General features: G+C 64.8%; 18 protein-coding genes. 14 read left to right on the forward strand and 4 right to left on the reverse strand.

The annotated features are described in order from the left end of the window. The first annotated feature begins 74 nt into the window (after positions 1-74). From P73_RS20165 to P73_RS20190, 6 genes are all read left to right on the forward strand, one after another. Positions 75-953, forward strand: a complete 879-nt coding sequence (locus tag P73_RS20165; protein WP_043870971.1) for a carbohydrate ABC transporter permease — start codon at positions 75-77, stop codon at positions 951-953. Beyond that, positions 950-1,792 carry a carbohydrate ABC transporter permease gene (locus tag P73_RS20170; protein WP_043870972.1) on the forward strand — a complete coding sequence of 281 codons (843 nt, stop codon included), beginning with the start codon at positions 950-952 and terminating at the stop codon, positions 1,790-1,792. The genes P73_RS20165 and P73_RS20170 overlap by 4 nt, the downstream gene beginning before the upstream one ends. Before the next feature lie 45 nt (positions 1,793-1,837). Then, positions 1,838-3,049: an extracellular solute-binding protein gene (locus P73_RS20175; RefSeq protein ID WP_245629201.1), complete on the forward strand. Its 1,212-nt coding sequence runs from the start codon at positions 1,838-1,840 to the stop codon at positions 3,047-3,049. Between the two features lie 67 nt (positions 3,050-3,116). After that, positions 3,117-4,232: an ABC transporter ATP-binding protein gene (locus P73_RS20180; RefSeq protein ID WP_043870973.1), complete on the forward strand. Its 1,116-nt coding sequence runs from the start codon at positions 3,117-3,119 to the stop codon at positions 4,230-4,232. 29 nt (positions 4,233-4,261) lie between these two features. Beyond that, positions 4,262-5,965, forward strand: a complete 1,704-nt coding sequence (locus P73_RS20185; RefSeq protein WP_082033314.1) for a DUF4091 domain-containing protein — start codon at positions 4,262-4,264, stop codon at positions 5,963-5,965. 438 nt (positions 5,966-6,403) lie between these two features. Next, positions 6,404-8,278: a DUF2207 domain-containing protein gene (locus P73_RS20190; protein WP_043870974.1), complete on the forward strand. Its 1,875-nt coding sequence runs from the start codon at positions 6,404-6,406 to the stop codon at positions 8,276-8,278. Between the two features lie 260 nt (positions 8,279-8,538). On the opposite strand, the gene P73_RS20195 is transcribed toward P73_RS20190, so the two are convergent. Genes P73_RS20195 through P73_RS20210 form a run of 4 tightly spaced genes read right to left on the reverse strand, consistent with a single transcriptional unit; the run spans position 8,539 to position 12,654 of the window. Next, entirely contained in the window at positions 8,539-9,036 is a 498-nt protein-coding gene (locus P73_RS20195; RefSeq protein ID WP_043870975.1) for a TRAP transporter small permease, read from the reverse strand. Positions 9,037-9,060: 24 nt separating this feature from the next. Further along, positions 9,061-10,038 (reverse strand): TRAP transporter substrate-binding protein, encoded by a 978-nt coding sequence (locus P73_RS20200; protein WP_052453458.1) that lies wholly within the window; start codon positions 10,036-10,038, stop codon positions 9,061-9,063. A 30-nt stretch (positions 10,039-10,068) separates the two neighbouring features. After that, a complete protein-coding gene (locus P73_RS20205; RefSeq protein ID WP_043870976.1) occupies positions 10,069-11,349 on the reverse strand; it encodes a TRAP transporter large permease in 1,281 nt (426 codons plus the stop codon). A 3-nt stretch (positions 11,350-11,352) separates the two neighbouring features. Beyond that, positions 11,353-12,654 carry an FAD-dependent oxidoreductase gene (locus P73_RS20210; protein WP_202966923.1) on the reverse strand — a complete coding sequence of 434 codons (1,302 nt, stop codon included), beginning with the start codon at positions 12,652-12,654 and terminating at the stop codon, positions 11,353-11,355. Positions 12,655-12,768: 114 nt separating this feature from the next. On the opposite strand from P73_RS20210, the gene P73_RS20215 reads away from it, so the two are divergent. The 8 genes from P73_RS20215 (at position 12,769) to thiM (ending at position 20,547) form a co-directional block, all read left to right on the forward strand. After that, positions 12,769-13,656, forward strand: a complete 888-nt coding sequence (locus P73_RS20215) for a LysR family transcriptional regulator (RefSeq protein WP_043870977.1) — start codon at positions 12,769-12,771, stop codon at positions 13,654-13,656. Between the two features lie 349 nt (positions 13,657-14,005). Continuing rightward, positions 14,006-14,902 (forward strand): LysR family transcriptional regulator, encoded by an 897-nt coding sequence (locus P73_RS20220; protein ID WP_043870978.1) that lies wholly within the window; start codon positions 14,006-14,008, stop codon positions 14,900-14,902. 188 nt (positions 14,903-15,090) lie between these two features. Then, on the forward strand, positions 15,091-16,440 hold the full coding sequence (locus P73_RS20225) for an LLM class flavin-dependent oxidoreductase (protein ID WP_043870979.1): 1,350 nt from the start codon (positions 15,091-15,093) through the stop codon (positions 16,438-16,440). After that, complete coding sequence (locus P73_RS20230) at positions 16,407-17,324, forward strand: sulfurtransferase (protein WP_082033315.1); 918 nt, start codon at positions 16,407-16,409, stop codon at positions 17,322-17,324. Before P73_RS20225 ends, P73_RS20230 begins: the two co-directional genes overlap by 34 nt. After that, on the forward strand, positions 17,321-18,712 hold the full coding sequence (locus tag P73_RS20235; protein ID WP_043870980.1) for an amidase family protein: 1,392 nt from the start codon (positions 17,321-17,323) through the stop codon (positions 18,710-18,712). The genes P73_RS20230 and P73_RS20235 overlap by 4 nt, the downstream gene beginning before the upstream one ends. Then, on the forward strand, positions 18,709-19,398 hold the full coding sequence (locus P73_RS20240; protein ID WP_043870981.1) for an HAD family hydrolase: 690 nt from the start codon (positions 18,709-18,711) through the stop codon (positions 19,396-19,398). Before P73_RS20235 ends, P73_RS20240 begins: the two co-directional genes overlap by 4 nt. After that, positions 19,395-19,799 (forward strand): Rid family hydrolase, encoded by a 405-nt coding sequence (locus P73_RS24605; RefSeq protein ID WP_052453459.1) that lies wholly within the window; start codon positions 19,395-19,397, stop codon positions 19,797-19,799. Before P73_RS20240 ends, P73_RS24605 begins: the two co-directional genes overlap by 4 nt. Continuing rightward, positions 19,762-20,547 carry a hydroxyethylthiazole kinase gene (gene thiM / locus P73_RS20250; protein ID WP_043870982.1) on the forward strand — a complete coding sequence of 262 codons (786 nt, stop codon included), beginning with the start codon at positions 19,762-19,764 and terminating at the stop codon, positions 20,545-20,547. The genes P73_RS24605 and thiM overlap by 38 nt, the downstream gene beginning before the upstream one ends. Positions 20,548-20,560: the final 13 nt, after the last annotated feature.

Here is a 20,560-nt window from a genome sequence, read left to right on the forward strand (position 1 = left end):
TCCGCTCTGGCCTTTTCCATGTGCCGCGGAGTAATCAAAACCCTTGTCCCGCTCGCTGTTCCGAAGAACGTCACATGAAATCCGCAGGTGCATTTCCCTACCTCCTTCTGGTCCCCGCCCTTGTCCTGACGCTGGTGATCGTGGCCTATCCGCTCGCGGATACGGTGCGTCTGTCCTTCACCGATGCCTCCCTGCGCCCCTCCTATGACTATGTCGGTCTCGAGAACTACGCCGACATCTTCGGCGGGGACTTCACGGTGGTCATGCTGCGTACCTTTCTCTGGGTTCTTCTGGCGGTGGTGCTGAAGGTCGGCATCGGCCTTTACGCCGCCGTGCTCCTGAACGCCGCGATCCCGGGCCAGAAGCTCGCGCGAATCCTCTCCATGTTGCCGTGGATCATCCCCGTCGCCATCGGCGCCTTCATCTGGAAGTGGATGTACAACGGCCAGTTCGGGATGATTTCCGGGGTCGGACAGCGTCTCGGACTGCTCGACGGCCCACTCGAGTTCCTCGCGCACCGCAATTCCTCCTTCGTCGCGACTGTCTTGACGGACGTCTGGGTCGGCGTACCGATGGTAGCCCTGTTCCTGCTCGCGGCCATGCAGTCGATCCCGAAGGATCTCTACGAGGCGGCCTGGACCGACGGCGCATCGCGCCTCTACCGCTTCCGCCGGATCACGCTGCCCCTGCTCAAGCCGTCGCTGGCCACCATCACCCTGCTGTGCGTGATCTGGTCGCTCAACAGCTTCGACATCATCTGGATCCTCACCGAAGGCGGCCCGCGCGATGCGACCACCACGATGATTGTGGACACCTACAAGACCGCGATCAGCCGCTACCGCTACGGCGAGGGCGCGGCCCGTGCCATCGCGATCCTCGTCTGCGTAAGTGTGGTCGCGGGAGTCTATTTCTCGCTCGCGGCCCGTCGCGCGCCCCGAGAGAGTGGAAAATGATCAACAAGTATTCCAAACACGAACTGGTGGCTATCTACCTGGGGCTGGCCTGCCTGCTGGTGTTCCTTCTTGCGCCTTTCGCCGAGGCCTTCTTTGTCTCGCTGCGCCGGCTCGAAGACGTCTTCCAGGTGCCCTACAGCCTACTTTCCGAAAACATGGGCGTCGAGGCCTATGTGACGATGTGGACCTCGGTGCCGAACCTGCTGCGCTACATCCTCAACAGCTTCTTCATCGCGCTCTCGGTCACCCTGCTCGCCCTCTTGTGCATTGTGCCTGCCGCCTACGCCTTTGCGCGGTTCGAATTCAGGATGCGCGACGGCTTTCTGACCGCCTTCCTCGCCATCAACATGATCGGCGCCGCGGTGCTCATCATCCCGCTCTACCGGCTCATGATGGCGACCGGTCTGCTCAACACCTATTTCGCGATGATCATTCCGGGTGCGGCCTTTTGCGTGCCCACGGGCATTCTGCTGCTGCGCACCTATTTCCTGCGCATTCCTAGGGATCTCGAAGAGGCGGCCTATGTCGACGGTGCCTCGCGGGTGCTGACCATGCGGCGGATCATCCTGCCGCTCGCGATGCCCGGCATCGTGGTGGTCGCCATCACCACCTTCGTGACCGCCTATGCCCAGCAATTCCTGTTCGCGCTGACCTTCAACGCGATCGACGATTTCGCCCCCCTGCCCGTCGGCCTGTTCAAATTCTTCGGCCAGCAGCACGTGGCCTGGAACGAACTGATGGCGGCGAGCATCGTCGGGACCCTGCCGGTCCTTCTCGTCTTCTTCTTCCTTCAACGCTATCTCGTCGCCGGTCTGACGTCGGGCGCGGTCAAGGAATGAGACGCCACAATAACCAGAACAGCTTGATCAACAGTGGAGTTCAACGTGACCATCAAACGCAACTTGATCGCTGGGACCGCACTGGCTCTCAGCGCAACCGCCGCCATGGCCCAGGAGGAGATTGTCTTCGTCTCCTGCGGGTCCGGGTCCGATCCGCAAGCCGCCGTACAAGCCGAGCACATCGCCGACTGGGAAGCGGCCAATCCCGACTACACCGTGAACCTGGAATTCGTGGCCTGGAGCCAGTGCCAGGAACGCGTGATGACCCTCGCCGCCGCAGGGAACGCCCCTGCCGTTGCCTACCTCGGCTCGCGCGTGCTTAAACAGCTTTCCGAAAGCGGCCTGATCCGTCCGATCGACCTGTCGGCCGAGGAACTCGACAGCTACGAGCCCTCCGTGCTCTCCACCGTATCTTTCGACCAGAAGGTCTGGGGCATGCCGCGCGCCTTCTCCAGTCAGGCGCTGTTCTACAACAAGACCCTCTTTGCCGAGGCCGGCGTCGATATGCCCGAAGGTCCCACGACCTGGGAAGAACTGCTCGCTGCCGCCAAGGCCGTCTCCGAGAACACCGACGCCGACGGCTTCGGCATGCCCGCCGACACCACCGATACCGCCATGCATGCCTGGATGAACTTTCTCTACTCCAACGGTGGCGCGATCCTCGACGCCGACGGCAACGTGACCTTTGACAGCCCCGCGGTGGTCGAAACCCTCGCGATGTACGGCGAACTGGCCAAGTATAGCCAGAACGGCCCGCTCGCCTATGACCGCGCAAGCCTCGAGCCCCTCTTCTCCGAAGGCCGTATCGCCATGTATACCACCGGTGGCTGGGGTCGCAGCAAGACCGGCGACGTGGACTACGGCATCGCCTTCGTGCCGCACGGCCCTTCGGGAGAAAGCGGCTCGGTGCTGATCACCGACAGCCTCGTGGTCTTCGACAACACCGGCGTCGGGGATACGGCGGAGGACCTCGTGACCTACCTGACCGCGCCCGAGCGTCAGGCCGACTTCGACCTCGCAGGCGGCTGGACCCCGATCCGCAAAACCGCCGCGATCGACGCGCTGATCGCCGAGGATCCAAGCTGGTCCTACTTCATCGACTCCGTGCCCTCCGGTGGCAGCGAGCCGCTGTTCGTGGACTACATTGGCATGCGTGACGCCATCAACGAGGCAATCCAGACGGTCGTCGTGGGTGACGGCACGGCCGAAGAGGCTGCCGATACCGCGCAGGCCGAACTCGAAGATCTGCTGGACTGACCCAAACAAGCGGAGGGTGCGGATGCGTCCCCTCCGCACCCCTCAAGGACACGAACGGACGAACCACATGGGCAAGCTGACACTCGCGCGGGTGACAAAATCATACCACTCCCACAAGGTCATCGAGCCGACCGACCTCACCATCGAGGATGGCGAATTCGTCGTCTTCGTCGGTCCTTCGGGCTGTGGCAAGTCCTCCATGTTGCGCATGATCGCAGGCCTCGAGGACATCACAAACGGCACGCTCGAGATCGACGGCAAGGTCGTCAATGACCTGCCGCCCATCGAGCGCGGCATCTCCATGGTGTTTCAGTCCTATGCCCTCTACCCCCACCTGAGCGTGTTCGAAAACATCGCTTTCCCGCTGCGTGTCGCCGGACTGGACAAGGCCACGATCCGCAGCCGCGTTGAAAGCGCCGCGCGCACGCTCAAACTCGAAGCCCGGCTCGACCACAAGCCCGGAGCCCTCTCGGGCGGCCAGCGCCAGCGCGTCGCGATCGGTCGCGCGATCGTGCGCGAACCCGACGTGTTCCTTTTCGACGAGCCGCTGTCCAACCTCGACGCGGCCCTGCGCGGCGAGATGCGCGTGGAGCTTTCGCGCCTGCACAAGACCCTCCGGAACACCATCATCTACGTGACCCACGACCAGGTCGAGGCGATGACCCTCGCCGACCGCATCGTCGTGATGCGGGCCGGACGGATCGAACAGGTCGGTACACCTCTCGAGCTCTACCACCACCCGGCCAACCGCTTTGTCGCCGAATTCATCGGCACGCCCGCGATGAACTTCTTGCCCGTCACCAGCTTGGGCACGAGCACCGACGGCGTGCGCGTCCGGCTCGAGGACGGCACCGAGGTCACGCTGCCGGTGGACGGCGACAGCCCCGCCGGCGAGACGCTACATTTGGGCATCCGCCCCATCGAGTTCCGGGTGGACGGCGAGGGCGTCGGCGTGACGCTCGTGCCCGATGTCGTCGAACGCCTCGGCGCGATCACCGAAGTCCACGCTTTCGACAAGGGTGGACGCCTGCATTGCGTGACCGGTAGCGGTACCATGGCACTGCCGCCCGCACAGGAATTCTTGGCACGCTTCCATCCCGAAGACGCCCATCTATTCAGAACCGATGGATCCGCGCTTCACCGCCGTTTCGCCAAACTCGACGAAGACCTGCGTCTCGTCTGAGTGGCCCGCATCTGACCAAGGAGCAAAAATTGACGCCCACCTCTCCCTCGATTCCGCGCGACTGGACCACGTATCTTTGTGACAGCTTGGAAAAGATTTTTCCCGACACCAAACCGCGCCCCCTGCCCGAGGCCTTTACCTTTTCGACCTGGCGCGGCGGGCGGGTGTCCCTCCAGGTCGCGATCCTGCCGCCGGATGTCACCACCGGTGCCGTCGTGCCGCATCCGCCCGAGGGGCTCCTGCCAGGCGTCGTGACGACCCCTCGTACCGGCGCGGGCATCACTGCGAAAGTATCGTCCGTCGATCTGGTGCCGGCCCGTTTTCTCGCGTTCGAGAACCATGACGACAACTACCTGCGCGACGATGCCGGCCTCTGGCCCGATCCGCTGCGCCCGCTGGGCGACGGCGGCGCGACCAAGGTCTTTGTCGGCCAGTGGCAGGCAGTCTGGATCGATTTCATCGTGACCGCGGATGCCCCTCTCGGGCGGCAATCGGTCGAGATCGCCCTTGCGACCAGCACCGGTCAGGACCTCGGCAGCCACACGGTATCGCTCGACATCCACGCCCTCGACCTCGCGCCGCTGTCGATCCCCGTCACGCAATGGATGCACTGCGACTGCATCGCCCAGTACTACGGGATCGAGCCCTTCTCCGGAGCTTTCTGGACCTCGGTCGAGGCCTACGCCAAGGCCGCGGCCGAGATCGGGATCACCTCGCTTCTGGCGCCGGTCTGGACGCCGGTCCTCGACACGGCCGTCGGCGCGCAGCGACTGACCTGCCAGCTTCTCGGCATCGCGGCGGATGCGCAGGGCCACTATGACTTTGACTTTTCCCTGCTGCGTCGCTGGCTGGGGATCATGCACGACGCCGGCCTGCAACAAATTGAAATCGCGCACTTCTTTACCCAGTGGGGCGCCGAGGCGACTCCGCCGATCTACGTCACGCGCAACGGCGCGACGACGCGCGAATTCGGCTGGGACGTGCCCGCAACCGACCCCTCCTACCGCAAGCTGCTCGAACAGCTCGTGCCCGCGCTGCGCGAGGTACTCGACGCCGAATGGGGTCTCGATCGCGTGATCTTCCACATCTCCGACGAGCCCACCGCCGCGATGGCGCCGACCTATCGCGCCGCCAAGAACGTGGTGGCCGACCTGCTCGACGGCTGCACGATCGTCGACGCAATGAGTGCCTTCTCTCTTTTCGAGGAAGGCATCGTCGATACCCCCGTTGTCGCCACGAACCATGCCGCGCCCTTCATCGAGGCGGGCGTGGACAACATGTGGCTCTATTACTGCGTAGGCCAGAACCGCGACGTAGCGAACCGATTCTTCGCGATGCCGCCGAGCCGCAACCGGGTCTTCGGCAGCCAGCTTTTCGTGACCAAAGCGGCAGGCTTCCTTCACTGGGGCTTCAACTTCTACAACACCTACCTGTCCAAACGCGCGCTCGATCCCTTTCTCGAGCCGGACGCGGGCGGCGCCTTTCCCGCGGGCGACCCGTTCATCGTCTACCCCGGTCCCGATTACACCGTCTGGCATTCCACGCGTGGGATGGTGTTCGGCGAAGCACTCGAGGATCTGCGCCTGATGCAGGCCCTCGAGGAGCGCAAGGGCCGCGAGGCGGTTCTCGATCTCATCGATCCGGAGCGGACGATGTCGCTGTCGCACTATCCGACCGACCCTGTGTTCTATCTCGATCTGCGCAACGCGCTGGTCGCGGCCCTCGCAGCCTGACACGGATGGAACAAGGCCCTGCCGGAAGACCCCCTTCCCTCCGGCAGGGCCTGACCGGTTTGCGCGTCGGCACATGCGTTTCCGACGGCTGTGCGGACCGGAAAAGACGAAGGAAATACCGACCTCCAGATATGGCGCAAGATTGGGGAAAGGCTTGCGCGCTCTGCCTCTCGCCCCACGACCGCCTGCTGCTCATCATGGCCTCCTTGCCTCAAAATTAGCAAAGAAGGCGTCCACGATACACGGGGCTATTCAGCCCCGGAAGCTGCCGCGCAAGTAAGCCATTGATATAAAAAACACCGATATAAAAAACACCAGTCACAGCGCAGCCGGTGGTCATTAATCCTGTGCCGGAATGGTCAAATCACGCCCGTAATGACCATTTTGTTGTGGGTCCGACAGGTTGCGACCTCGCCCTCCGCCGCATAGTACACGGGGATGACGCGCTTTTTCCGTATCTTCTTCATCCTTCTCCTCACCGCCCTCTCCGTCTCTCAGGCCCATGCCTATGAGCGCATCCGAAACTTCGTCAGCGAAATCACGGTGGAGCCCTCGGGGGCGCTGTCCGTCGTCGAGACGCTGGACGTGCAGGCCGAGGGCGCGCGCATCCGGCACGGCATCTTTCGCGACCTCCCGCTGAGCGGGGATGGCATCCGGTGGGGCGGGTTCAAGCTCGTTTCGGCATCGCTGGACGGACAACCGGTCGAGACACGCGTCCTGCGCCGGGACGGTATGATCCGCATCTACCTGGGGGATGAGGACAGGCTTGTGCCGCGTGGAGAACGCCGCTTCCGGCTGCACTACCGCGTGGCCCGACAGATCCGCTTCCTTGGCGACCATGACGAACTTTACTGGAACATCACCGGCAATGCGTGGGACTTCCACGTCGACATGGCCGCGGCTCATATCCGCCTGCCCAAGGGCGCGCAGGCGACGGATGTCGCGGCGTATACCGGCCCCTACGGTTCCGACGCGCGGGAGGCGTGGGAGCAGTTGGAGGACGGCGGCCGCAGCGTCTATGTCATGGCAACCACACCGCTGGACCGTTACGAGGGGCTGACCGCCGCCGTCGCCTTTCCCAGCGGCATCGTGGCCCGACCCGGATTTATGGAGCGGCTCCTATTCCCCCTGCGGGACCGCCCGGCGGAGATGACCGCGCTGTTCGGCATGATCGCAATGGCGGCCGGCTTGTGGTGGATCTGGCGGCGCAAGGGGCGGGACGCACCGCTCGGCCCTGTCCGTGAACGCAGCACCCCGCCCGGAGGCGTCTCGCCCGCGCTGGCGCATTATATCGCCGCAAATGGAATGCTCGGAAATTCCGCCATGGTGGCGGCGGCCATACATCTGGGCGTCAAAGGCCACCTCGTCCTCACCCGGTCCGGTACCACATGGTCGATCGCCCGCACGGGGAAACCGGCGGGCGCCGGGTTGCCTGCCGGCGAGGCGGCGATCCTGACGCATCTGAAGGGGCAGGACGAACCCTTTGTCATCTCGCCGGACAACCGGAAGGACGTACAGGCCCTCCTGGCTGCGTTCCGTACCGCGATGGAGCGGGAACACGGGGAAAATTTCCACAAGTCGAACGGCGGCTGGCTGCTTCTGGCGGCGGTGGCCTGCTACCTGCTGGCCTTCGCGGTGAGCTGGCAGGCGATGGCGGGGCAGGCACGACCTCTGAGCTTCATGCCGCTGATTCCGCTGGGCATACCCCTGGTGACGACGATGTTCGGTCGAGGACCGCAAGCTCTGCGCCTCATCGCGACGACGCTGAGCATCGCCTTTGGCATCTCCTGCCTGATGTGGCTGCTGTTCGGTATCATGTCAGGCGGGCTCGGGCTGATCGCGGGCGTTGCGCTTGTCGGCTTGCCGGTGATGCTCGGCGTCTTCGCCGGAGGGATCGGTCTGACCACACCCGACGGACGCAGGCTCAAGGCCGAGATCGAAGGCTTTCGCCGCCACCTCTCCCGCAGGCGCACCCAGGCGCGGTCCCGCCGCAGCGCCCGCCGCCGGTTCGAGGACTTCCTAGCCTATGCCATCGCCCTTGACGTCGAAAGGGAATGGGCGCAGGCCTACGAGATGGCGCTCGACCGCGCCGCCACGCGATCCGGCGCTCCAACCCATGTCTGGAGGCCCGTCTGGTATCAGGGCACCACGGGCGAAGGAGGATCGTTCGGCAGTTCCATCGCGACGGCCTGCCAATCCATGACCTCCGCGGTCACGACCTGCACCACCTCGTCAAGCTCCGGGTCCTCGGGCTTTTCCGGCGGCGGCTTCTCCGGCGGCGGCGGCGGAGGAGGCGGCGGCGGCGGATGGTAATCCGGGGCGGATCGGGAGGAGCGCGACCAAGAGAACGCGACGGAGGGCGTAGGCCCTTCCCCCCCTGCTGTCGCAACGGACACTGACAAAGCCCGGCTCACGGCTGAATCTCCGCGACGGGCGCGACGCCGCTGGTGGTGGCGCCCAGGTCATGCGCACCGCCGCACCGACATCCACATCCCGAGCCGGCCGGTAAGGGACAGGCGGGCGGACGCGCGTCCGGCGCCTTTCAGGATCGGGCGACCTGCCTGGGCGGCGTCTCAGACGTGCTCGGTTTCATGCGGATCGGACGGCTCCAGCCATGGCGCGGCCAGGTTGAGGGCCGCCTGGAGCGCCATCGGCACAAAGCAGAACACCGGCGAGATCTTGAACACCGTGTCGGGTATTCCGAAGACGGGCGTCTTCAGCCCGAGGAATTCCCAGACGTTTCCGAGTTGCACCAGCACGTAAATCGACAGGACGATGGTCGCGAGATTGATGATCGCATCGAACAGCCGATTGACGCGCGGACCAAGCATGTCGACAAGCGCGGTCACCACGATATGCCGGCGCGTCCGGAACAACACGAAGGCCATCAGGAAGACCACCCAGGTGATCGCGAGCTGCGTCAGCTCCGCAGAGCCGACAAAGGCCCGCCCCAGGAAATAGCGCATGAAGACCTCGAGCAGGATTCCCAGGACGAGGGCGAGCAACACGACCTGCGATATACGCAGATAGACCGTGCTGATCGTCCGAAGAAGGTTGTCGATTGATTTCATGGCGTTCTCCCGGAGCCTGGATCGTCAGTCGATGCTCTGAATGGCATCGTAGAGCCCTTCGGCCCAAAGCCCCTCGGCTTCCTGTTCCTCTGCGGCCGCGCGCAGCTTGTCGGCAAATGCGGATCGGTCGACCTCGATGATGGTCGCCCCGTCCGCCTCGAGCTGATCGGACACGGTTTTCGCGGCCTCGGCGACAAGCTCCGCCGAATAGGAGGCGGCATTGGCGGCGGCCTCGAGCATGACCTGCTGCTGCGCCTCATCCAGCCGCGACCAGCGCATCCCGTTCATCGACACGGTGACGGAGTCGTAGACGTGGTCCGTCAGGGACACATAGGGCGCCGCGAGGTGGAATTTCTGGCTCAGCACCGAGTCGTACGGGGCTTCCATCGCATCCGTGATCCCCGTCTTCAATGCCTGGAAACTGTCCGCCCACGGAACCTGGGTCGGATTCGCGCCGAGGGTCTGCCAGGTCTTGATATAGGACGGGATGCCCGGCACGCGGAATTTGAGCCCCGCGAGATCTTCCGGCGTCTCCACCGGCCTGGTCGAAACGACCACGCGCGGCAACTTGGACCAGTTGCTTGCCAGCATCTTGATGCCGGCTTCGTCGAACAGTTGGGCTTCCATCTCCTTCTCGACGTCGGAGGCAAGGAAGCTCTGGAAATGGGCGTTGTCCCTGAAGGTGAATCCCCAGGACACCACATTGAAATCGTCAACGAAATTCCCGTAGTTGGAGAGGCTTTCGACGACGAGATCGAGCACACCTGCGCGCATCTGCTGGATCGCCTTCTCCCCCGAGCCGAGCTGGCCACCGGGAAAGACCTGAATGTCGATTTCTCCGCCGGAGTTTTCCCGGACCTCGTCGGCGAAATGCGTCGCCGCAAGGCAGGTCGTCGAGGTCTCGGCCGATGGACAGGCGAGGCGGTAGGTGGCCGCCGAGGCACAGGTCGCCGAGACGGACAGGGCGACGAGGGCGAGCGTGGATGTGAAAGCAGTTTTCATTGGTTCCTCCCTTTCGAAAACGATCTGGTATCAGCGGCTGGGGAGCAGAAGCTCCCCCGGCAGGAGCACGAGGCCCGGAATATAGGTGATGAGCAGGAGCACGATCAGGATCGGGATCAGGAACGGCAGGATCGCACGCGCCGTGTCGATGAACCGGATCTCGGCGATCTCGGTCACGATGTAGAGGCACCAGCCCAGCGGCGGCGTGATGAGGCCCACCGTGAGATTGAGGACGACGACCACCCCGAGGTGAACCGGATCGACCCCGAGCGCCGTTCCCATGCCGACGAGGGTCGGCGTGAAGATCACGAGGATCGAGGTCAGGCTCATGAACGTGCCGAGCAGCAGCAGGATGACGTTGACCGCGAAGAGGAAGGCCAGATGCCCGTAGCCGGAGCCCTGGAAGAACTGCGCCATCGCCTGCGGCAGTTGTTCGGTGGTCACGAGCCATCCGAAGAGCGAGGACATCCCCAGAATGAACATGATCTGCGTCGTGGTGATCAGCGCTTCCTCCAGCATCGCGCCGAGGTTCGACCAGTTCATGTCGCCGTAAGCCATGGAGACGACCGCCGCATAGAAGACCGCGACCACCCCGGCCTCGGTCGGGGTGACGATGCCGAAGACCAGCCCGGCGAGAATGACCACAGGCGTCGCGAGCGGAGGGGCGTTGCGGATGAAGCTTCTTGAGATTTCCCCGAGGCTCGCGCGCTCGGAGGGAACGACGCCCTCCTTCTTCGACGCGAAATAGACGTAGATCATCATGAACGCGCCGAGCAGGAGACCGGGAATCAATCCGCCGACAAACAGCGCGGGAATCGACACCTCCGACATGGATCCGTAGAGCACCATGAGGATGGAGGGCGGAATGATCGGACCGATGCAGCTCGACGCGGCGGTGACCGCGGCGCTGAAGGCCCGCGAGTAGCCGGCTTTCGTCATCGCATTGATCTCGATCCGGCCCAGTCCGGCGGTGTCGGCCACGGCCGAGCCGGAGATGCCGGCGAAAAAGAGGCTGGAGAGGATGTTCACATGGGCGAGCCCTCCGCGGATGTGCCCCACGAGCAGGCCGGCAAAATGGAATATCCGTGCCGTCACACCGCCGACGTTCATGATTTCGCCCGCCAGCACGAAGAACGGAATGGCCAGAAGCGTCACTCCGCCGAGGCTTTCGACCATCGAAAAGATGAAGATCGAGGGCATGACATCGCCGAGGAGAATGTAGACCATGGAGGCAAACCCCATGGCAAGCGCGACGGGCGCGCCCATGGCCATGAAAATGGCGAAGGTGATCAGAAGCGCGGTAAAGGCCATTTCTCAAACTCCCAGGAATGCGTTCTCCGAGCGAAGCCGTGCCTGCAACTCGGGGATCGACACTGCGCGAACCTCACCTTGTGCGGAGGTGGCGGCAAGCGCCGCGCCGGCCCCGGCCGCATGTCCCATCGCCATGGCGGTGGGCATGACGCGCAGCGCGGCAAAGGCTTCATGCGTTGCCGACACGCCCCTGCCCGCGGTGAGGACATTGCGAAAGCCTGCGGGCACCAGCGCGCGATAGGGTATGGAATAGTGATGATCCTCACCGAACTCAATGAAGGTCAGATCTGTGCCTGTCGGCTTGTGGACGTCAATCGGATAGGCGCCACAAGCCACCGTGTCCTCGTAGCCCACCCCGGCGCTGATCTCATCGCGCGTGATGACGTGATCGCCCAGAACCCGGCGCGTGTCGCGGATCCCCAGTTGCGGAGCCAGTGCCGAAAGGCGCGCCTTCGAGCATCCGGGCATGTTCTGTTTGAGAAATCTGGAGATCTCGACAGCTTGCCGCCTGCCTTCGATCTCGCCCCTGCTGACCGAGAAGGGATCGTCGGGGTCGACGGACACACGCGAGATGTTGAACCAGGCCGCATCAGCACCCGGAACGCGCGAATAATGCAGCGCCGCCCGCGGCAGCGCGCCGGAGCGCAGGCCGGCCTCGATCACCCGGTCGCGGTCGGACCGTGTCATCGCATCCATCTCGGCGAGGTCGACGGGTGCCATCTCGAACATCATCGTGCCGGGCTGAAGCGCCTCGTCATCCCCCAGCCCGAGGAAGGACCCGCCCGCGGCCGTCACGAGAGCCATATCGCCCGATGCGTCGATGAAAATGGATGCGCTCGCCTCGATCGGCCTACCCGCCGTCCAGACGGACACGGCACCGATCCGGTCGCCGTCGCAACGCGCCGCCATGACGAAGGACTTGAACAATATCGAGACGCCTGCCTCGATCAGCATCTGTTCGAGCGAGACCTTGAGGATCTGGGCGTCGTATTCGATCCGGTTCATCTCGTGCCCGGTCGACATGACGAATGTCCCGAGTTCGCCGCACCCACCGTCGGCACGCAACCGCGTCACGATGTCCTCCGCCACTCCGCCCACGACCTTGCGACCGGCGCGGGTCTGCCAGCCGACGAATTGGCCGACCATACCTGCGGTGGCCGCACCCCCTAAAAAGGCATTCTGTTCGACGAGAAGCACATTGGAGCCGCTGCGTGCCGCCGCCAGAGCCGCCGCACAACCCGCCATGCCTCCGCCGACGACAATGACGTCGTAACTGTAGCGGGAGCTTGTTTCGCATGGTGTCACGGGCGTCTCCTCCATCGCATCGTCGCGTTTCGGAGACAGTAAATTGAACAGCCCGCAAAGGTCGATTAACATCTCGGTCGAAATGATTAGCATTTTGTTAACAGGGCGAGGCAAATGATTTCCATCAGGCAGGTCGAGGTCGTACGGGCGGTCATGGTGGCCAGGTCGATCGGCGGAGCAGCGCAGCTGTTGAACGTGTCGGCGGCGGCCGTAAGCCGGATGTTGCGCCACACGGAAGCACAGATCGGATTCGACCTCTTTGCCCGCACGCCCGGCGGCTTTGTCCCGACCGCGGATGCGCTGGCTCTCATGCCGGATCTCGTGTCGATCCACCGCAGCCTCAAACGCATCGAGGACCGGCTGACGCATCAGGAGACGAGCGACATTCCCCTGCGCATCGGAAGCTCGCCGGGACTGGGGCAGAGCCTCATCCCGCAGGCGCTTTCGAGCATGCGCAAGACACATCCCGATATCCGTTTCGAACTGGGCAGCCTGCATGTCGACGAGGTGATCCCGATGCTGGAATTCGACCGCTACGATTTTGCCCTGACGATCTACGAGCTCGAAGACCCGCGCATCGAGACAACGAGAATTGCCGAGGCGCCGCTGGTTTGCCTGATGGCGGAAGACCACCCGCTGTCCGGCGCGGAGAGCGTGACACTGGAGGAGGTGGCGAAATTTCCGATGATCGGCTACGGGACCCATGCGTTTCAGCAACGGATGATCGACGGTATGTTCCGGGAACGCGGTCTGACACCGGACTATCGGGCCCGCTGCCGCCTGATGAACACGGCATGCGCCCTCGTGCAGGAGGAGATCGGGCTCACCCTGCTCGACCAGTTCACGATCTTTGGCCGTATCCCCGCCGGAACGCGGGTGGCCTTTCTGGACATAGATTACCGGTTTCCGCTCAACGTTCTGACCTTCAAGGACGCGCCGTTGTCGAGACTGTCCGGCGCCTTCCTGGCGGAGGTGAAACACGTGCTGTCCGGCAAGGTGTAACCGGTCGATCCTGGTCCATGGGCATTCCACCGTTTCCCGGAGCGTCGAGAAACCCGGCCCCTGCCCCGATCCGCCGATCTTGCTTTCCGGTGAACATGAGCGCGGAGGACCGGCTCCACCGCGATGGGTGCCCGGCCGCGCGCTTGTCCTCAGCCCCCTCCCTTGGCAGCAGACTGAACAGCGACGACGCTTTGCAAGTTCAGGTGTAGTGTCCGAGGCTCGACCCGCCATCGCCGCGGCTTCCGGTCACGCCCTTCGTCGCCGCGCCGCGAAACGGGGCTTGTCTGGTCCCGCTGGAGCGAGCTTGCTAGCATGCTGCCAGGGAAGACGGGACAGGCCGGAGTCAGTCATGAAAAATCTCGAACTATTCCGCGCCTTTGCCGTGCTCGGAGAGCTGGGAAATTTCAACGCGGCCGCAGCGCAGCTGGGAATCGCGCAGCCGACGCTGACCAAGCAGATCGCCCGGCTCGAGGACATGCTGGGCACGCAGCTCTTCCTGCGTTCGCGGCAAGGGACCGAACTGACTGACTTCGGTCGCCAATATCTTGCGGAGGTAAACCCGCTGGTGTGCGAGGCAGAGCGCATTTGGGACCTGGGCCAGCGCATGGCCAGGGGCGAGACCGGGCGACTGGCCATTGGCTTTACATTTTCGGCGCTCGAGGTGGTAACACGGGCGCTGATTGCCTATCGCGAGGCCTATCCCGAGGTCGAACTGACCTTTGACGACATCTCGTCCCAGGCGCAGATACCGATGGTGCGAGATCGTCGGCTCGACGTGGCATTCGCGCGCTGGCCCGGCGCGCCGGATCTCGCCTCGCGCCAGGTGGCGCGTGACCGGCTGGCTTTCGTATTCCCGGTGCGGCTCTCGGACAGGATCACGTCGATAGATAGCCCTGCGGTGCGGGATTTGCCGTTCATCAGGCTGAAGACGTCCGTGGCGCCGGGGTTCGAAGGGGCGGTCGAGCGGCTGTTCGCATGGAAGGAGATCAATCCCGCAGTAATCCATTGGGTCAATGAGAGCCTGGTGCAGCTGCGCATGGTCTCGGCAGGATTTGGGGTGGCGGTGATGCACGAATCCGCGCTTGCAGGGGTTATCGACAGCCATGAGATCATCGCTCAGGGAATCGAGGGGCCGGCCCTGTCCTGGCAGGTCGGTGTGTTCTGGCGCAAGGACGAGAAAAGCCCGGCGGTCTGGAATTTCCTGCGCATCGCTCAGGCGCTTGACGAGCGTGCGCCGCAAGAGTGAGCAGCCCTTATTCCAAAATCTATTACGGGCTCGAAACCTTTGTGCTTCAAAGCGTGGGATCGCGGCGGCATGGTCTTTTCATAGACCTGTGGGCGGGCCAGTGGCACAGGAGCCGATAGCATCACGGACCGGTTTCCTCCCCGACGCTCCGTCCCGCCTGCACGTTGCCGACAGGAGAGGATTGGTTCATGACCAGACAGATGCACCTTGCAGCCTTTATGAACGCGGGGCCGATGGGCACCACCGGCTGGCGTCACAAGGATGCCGATCCGGGGTTCATGACCGCAGCCTATTACAAAAAGGCCGCGCGCATCCTCGAAGCCGCCCGGTTCGACCTCGCCTTCATTCCCGACGCGCTGTCGGTGCCGCGCTCGCTGGGCGGATCTTTCAGGCCGGCGGTGGAATGGGGATCGGGCACACCGCGCATCGATCCGATGACCGTGTTGGGCGTGATGGCCGGGGTGACGGAACACCTGGGCCTCGCGGCCACGATTTCGACCGGCTACCACGAGCCCTACAACCTTGCCCGGACTCTAGGCACCTTCGATCACATGACGGAGGGGCGCGCCGGCTGGAACATCGTGACCTCGTTCCAGGATGCCGAGGCGCAGAACTTCGGACAGGACAAGCTGCCGCCGCGCGAAGAGCGGTATGCCCGAGCCGAGGAAGTGCTCCAGGCGACGACCCAGCTGTGGGACAGCTGGGATGACGAAGTGATCTTCCAGGACAAGGACAGCGGTCATTTCGGCCATCCGGACAGGGTGCGGTCGGTCGATTTCGTGGGCGCACATGTGAAGACGCAGGGCCCGCTGGGGGTACCGCGTCCACCGCAGGGCTATCCGCTGCTGATTCAGGCGGGGGCGTCGCCGCGTGGACGCGATTTTGCCGCCCGCTGGGCCGACGTGGTCTTTTCCAGCGCCGAGTCGATGGAAAGTGCTGCCAGCTTCCATGCCGACATCAAGGCGCGGGCGAAAGCCCATGGCCGGGATCCGGACCAGGTGAAGATCCTGACCGCCGCCACCGTGGTGGTGGGGCAGACCGACGCCGAAGCCATGGCCAAGCACGAGGCATTCGCAGAGCTCGTTCATCCGCTGGCCGGCCTCTCGCGGCTGGCTTATCATGTGAACGTCGACCTGACGAAATACGACCTGGACGGGCCGCTGCCCACGCTGGAAGAGGTCGGCGTGCAGGGTCATTACGAGGAGGTCGTCGAATTCGCGCAGCGCGAGAACCTGACCGTGCGCGAGATCGGGCGTTGGTACGGGGCGCGCAGCGAGGGCAACATGATCGGCTCGCCCATGACGATCGCCGACAACATGGAACGGTGGATGGACGCTGGGGCATCGGACGGCTTCATGGTGCAGGCGACGCATCTGCCCGGTGCTTTCGAGGAATTCGCCGATTTCGTCGTGCCGGAACTACAGCGGCGTGGCCTGCATCGGACCGAATACACCGGCCGGACCGCGCGTGAGACGCTGGGTCTGGAGCGTCCCAAGAGGGACGAATGGAAGAACCGCGCGGCATCGGCCAAGGCATGACACAAGCGCCCGATCTGCCCGTTTCTCTGCTGGTCGATCCTGACTGGCTGGCCGGAAACCTTGACCGCGTGGTGCTGCTGGATGCCTCGGTGGCGAGGATCGACCGGCCAGGCGGGGTGACGGGCTTTGGCTCGGGCGCCGATGTCTTTGCCGGGAAACACCTGCCGGGGGCGCGGCTGGCGGACCTGTTCGGAGGCTTTTCGGATGCGGATGCGCCGCTGTCCTTCACCCGTCCGTCCGTGGACGTGCTGGAGCGCAGTGCCCGCGAATTGGGCGTGAACCGGGACAGCGTGGTGGTGGTCTACGACCGGTTGGGCGGAGCCTATGCCGCGCGGATCTGGCTGCTGTTCCGTAGTGTCGGCTTTGACCGGGTGCGGGTGCTGAACGGCGGATTGCAGGCCTGGACAGCCGCCGGAGGGGCCGTGGAAAGCGGCCCCTCCGCGCCGGTGGCCCTTGGGGATTTCCGCGCCGGACCGCTGCGGGAGGAATTCGTGTCGACCGAGGAGGTCGCGCGTCTGGTGGCCGGCGGCGGCGATGCGATGCGACCGCTGGTCTGCGGGTTGCGGCCACCGCAATTCACCGGCGAGGGCAGCGATGATCCGCGGCTGGGGCATATCCCAGGAAGCGTGAACCTGCCGTTCTCCGAGCTTCTGGATGAGGAAGGCCGGCTGGACCTGAACCGCGTCGAGACGCGTCTGAAGGCGCTGGCTCTGCCCGAGGGCAGTGTGCCGGTTCTCTACTGCGGCGGGGGCATCAATGCGTCGGGGCTGGCGCTTGCGCTGGTCGCGACCGGGCATTCGGAATTCCGGGTCTACGAGGCATCCATGAGCGGCTGGACGTTGGACCCGTCCCGCCCCGTGGCGCGCGGAAAGGCAACTGCATGACGGATCCGACCATGATGAGCAGTTCGGAGCTGACCGCGCTTTATCGCCGGGGCGAGGTGACGCCCCTCGATGTGGCCGAGGCGGCGCTGGCGGTGGTCTCGGGGCCGCTCGACGCGCTGAACGGGGTGTCGAGCTTTGACGCCGGGCTGACGATGCAAGCCGCCCGCGCAAGCGCGGATCGTTGGAAAATGGGCACGCCGCTGGGGCCGCTCGACGGAGTGCCGATCAGTTTCAAGGACAGTTTCCATATCGGGGGACTGCCGCGCTGGCACGGGACGGCGTGCCATCCGGGGACAGTGTCTGGGGCGGATTCGCTGCCGGTGGTGCGGGCGCGGGAGGCGGGGATGATCCCGACCTGCAAGACCAGCATGCCGGATTTCGCGATGATCATGTCCGGGCTCAGTTCGCAGCACGGGGTGATCCGCAACGCCTGGGACCACGGGACCAGCCCCGGTGGGTCATCCTCGGGCGCGGGACCGAGCGTGGTGCTGGGTGGAGCGGCGGTGGCGCTGGGGACCGACATGGTGGGGTCCGTGCGGTTGCCCGCGGCGCTGAGCGGGCTTGCCTCGATCAAGCCGACGCAGGGGCGGATCGCCTATGACCCGCCGGGATCCTATCGCAGCGCGGGGCCGATGGCGCGCTGCGTCGAGGACGTGTCGCGGACGCTGGCAGCGCTGGGACGGTTTTCGCACAGGGATTTCGTGTCGCTAGAAGGGAGGTTTGTCCCTGAAGAGGCGCCCGAGCGGCTGGACGGGAAACGGATCGCGCTGTGGCGGCGGGCCGACTGGGGCGATGCTCCGGATGACCCGAGCAGCGTGGCGGTGGAGATGGCGGCGGCCGTCCTCGCGAACCTCGGCGCAGAACTGGTCGAGATCGAGGACCTGGCGGCAGAGCCCGACGATTACATGGCGATCCACTGGAACATGCTCTACGTTGGCGCGCCCGATTACTTCGGGTTGGATGCCGAGGCGCGGGGACGGATTCATCCGGCGATCGGGACCATGTACGACAGGCTGCTGGGCCAGTCGGCGATCCGGGCGGCAGGTATGATCCGGCGGATCAATGCGGCCGCGATCCGGATTGCCGAACAGCTCGACCCTTTCGATTACGTCCTGTCGCCCGCTCTGCCGGTCCGGTCCTTCCCGGCGGAGCTGACCTGTCCGGACCCGGCTCTGGGGGCGGCCAGCCATCAGGCCTTTGCCTGCTGGTTCAACCAGATCGGCTGGCCGGCCGCGACGGTGCCGGTGCATCAGCCCGAGGATGGGGGCGTGCCGGTGTCGGTCCAGATCGCCGGAAAACGGTTTGACGACACCGGCGTTCTGGGTGTCGTATCGCGGCTGGAGTCCCTGAGGGGCTTCGACATTCAGTGGCCGGAGGCGCGAGCATGACGGTCCTGGTGGTTTTCGACGTCGACGGCACGCTGCTGGATACGGCCGGGCTGCATCACGACCTCGCGACGCGGGTGCTGGCCGGGGACGGGCTGGACGTGACCTTCCAGCCTTGGGGGGCCTACCGGCATTATACCGACTTTGGCGTGCTGGATGAGCTTTACCGCCATATGCGCGGACGTGGCATCACCGCCGAGGAACTCGCCCGCTACGATCGCTTGTACGAGGCCGCCCTGCGCGACCATCTCGCACTCCGCGCGATCGGCGAGATCGCCGGCGCGCGAGCACTGCTGGCGGACCTGGCCGCGATGGAGGGCGTGGCGGTGGCCTTTGCCACCGGATCCCTGCGGCGCATGGCGGCGGTCAAGCTGTCGCTGCTGGGGCTGGATGTCGAAGGGCTGGCGCTGGCGACGGGCGGAGAACACCTGACCCGCGAGGCGATGGTCGAGGATGCCATGGCACAGGCCATGGGCAACGAGACCCCCGAGCGCGTCGTGATCCTGGGCGACGGCAAATGGGACCAGGTGACCGCCGAGCGCCTGGGCTTGGCCTTTGTCGCGCTGGAGACCGGGGCACATGTCTTTGGTCCGGGGCCCGTCCACACGATCACCGATTTCATGGCGCTGGATGGACAGGGGCTTGTCGCCTTGGCCGCCCCGCGCGTCCTCACCGGAGCTTCCGCATGATCCGCCGGACCATTGCCACCAGAAGCGACTACAAAGAGCTGATGAGCTATGTCCATGCCGTGGTACAGTTCGCCCGCACCGTCGAGAACGGCGAGGGCATCCTGACGCAGACTGGAGCCTCGCCGGGCGCCGTTGTCCGCAGCCGTATCTACCTGACCGACGCGGCAGACCGGGATCCGCCGCTCCGCGCCCGTAGCATCGCCTTCGACCCCGTGCGCCCGACCCGCACCATGATGCAGGTTGCGCGTCTGATCGACCCGCACATGCAGGTCAAGCTGGGGGTCACGATGACCCTGCCTGCCCCCGTGACATTCCAAGACCCGGAACGCGCAATCAGAGCGCATCCCCCAACAGGAGCCTTCCATGAAAGAACTGTCCTGGACCGACCCGGAAATCCGTAACGAGTTGGCGCGGCTGAAGCAGATGAAGCCATTCTGCTACGGCCTGACCAACTACATCGCCGCCAACCTCTCCGCGAACGTCTTGCTGGCCGTGGGCGCTGGCCCTGCGATCGGCACGGCGATGGACTGGCCGAGCGCCTTCGGCGGCCACGCACATGCGGTCTGGATCAACGCTGCGAGCCTGATGAGCTGCGGGCCTGACGAGATCCGGCTGGCGGCAAAATCCGCCCATGAAGGCGGCGTGCCCTGGGTTCTGGATCCGGTCGCCGTCGGCGCGGGCGCGGTGGAATACGACGCCGTCGTGCGCAGTCTGCTGGAGTTCAAGCCGACGGCCATCCGCGGCAATGCCTCCGAGTTGATCGCGCTGGCGGGCGGTGACGGCGGCGGGCAAGGCGTGGAAACGACCATGACTTCGGATCAGGCGGTGCCCTTCCTGGCCAAGGTCGCCGGAGAGATCGGCACCATCGCGGCGGTCAGCGGGGCGGTGGATTACATCACCGACGGGACGACGACCTATGCGGTCGGCGGCGGCGATGTGCGGCTGACGCAGGTTACCGGCGCGGGCTGTTCGCTGGGCGCGCTGATGGCGGGTATGCTGGCCAATGCCGAGGATCCGATAATGGCGGTCGTTGCCGCCCATGCGGTGTATGCCGAGGCCGCCAACCGGGCAAAATCGGCCATCGGCACGGGTAACTTCGCCGTGGCGTTCCTGGATCAGCTGTCGCTGATGGATCCATCCGAAGCGTGAAGTGGGCTAGGAC

Source organism: Celeribacter indicus (assembly GCF_000819565.1).
Classification (GTDB): domain Bacteria; phylum Pseudomonadota; class Alphaproteobacteria; order Rhodobacterales; family Rhodobacteraceae; genus Celeribacter; species Celeribacter indicus.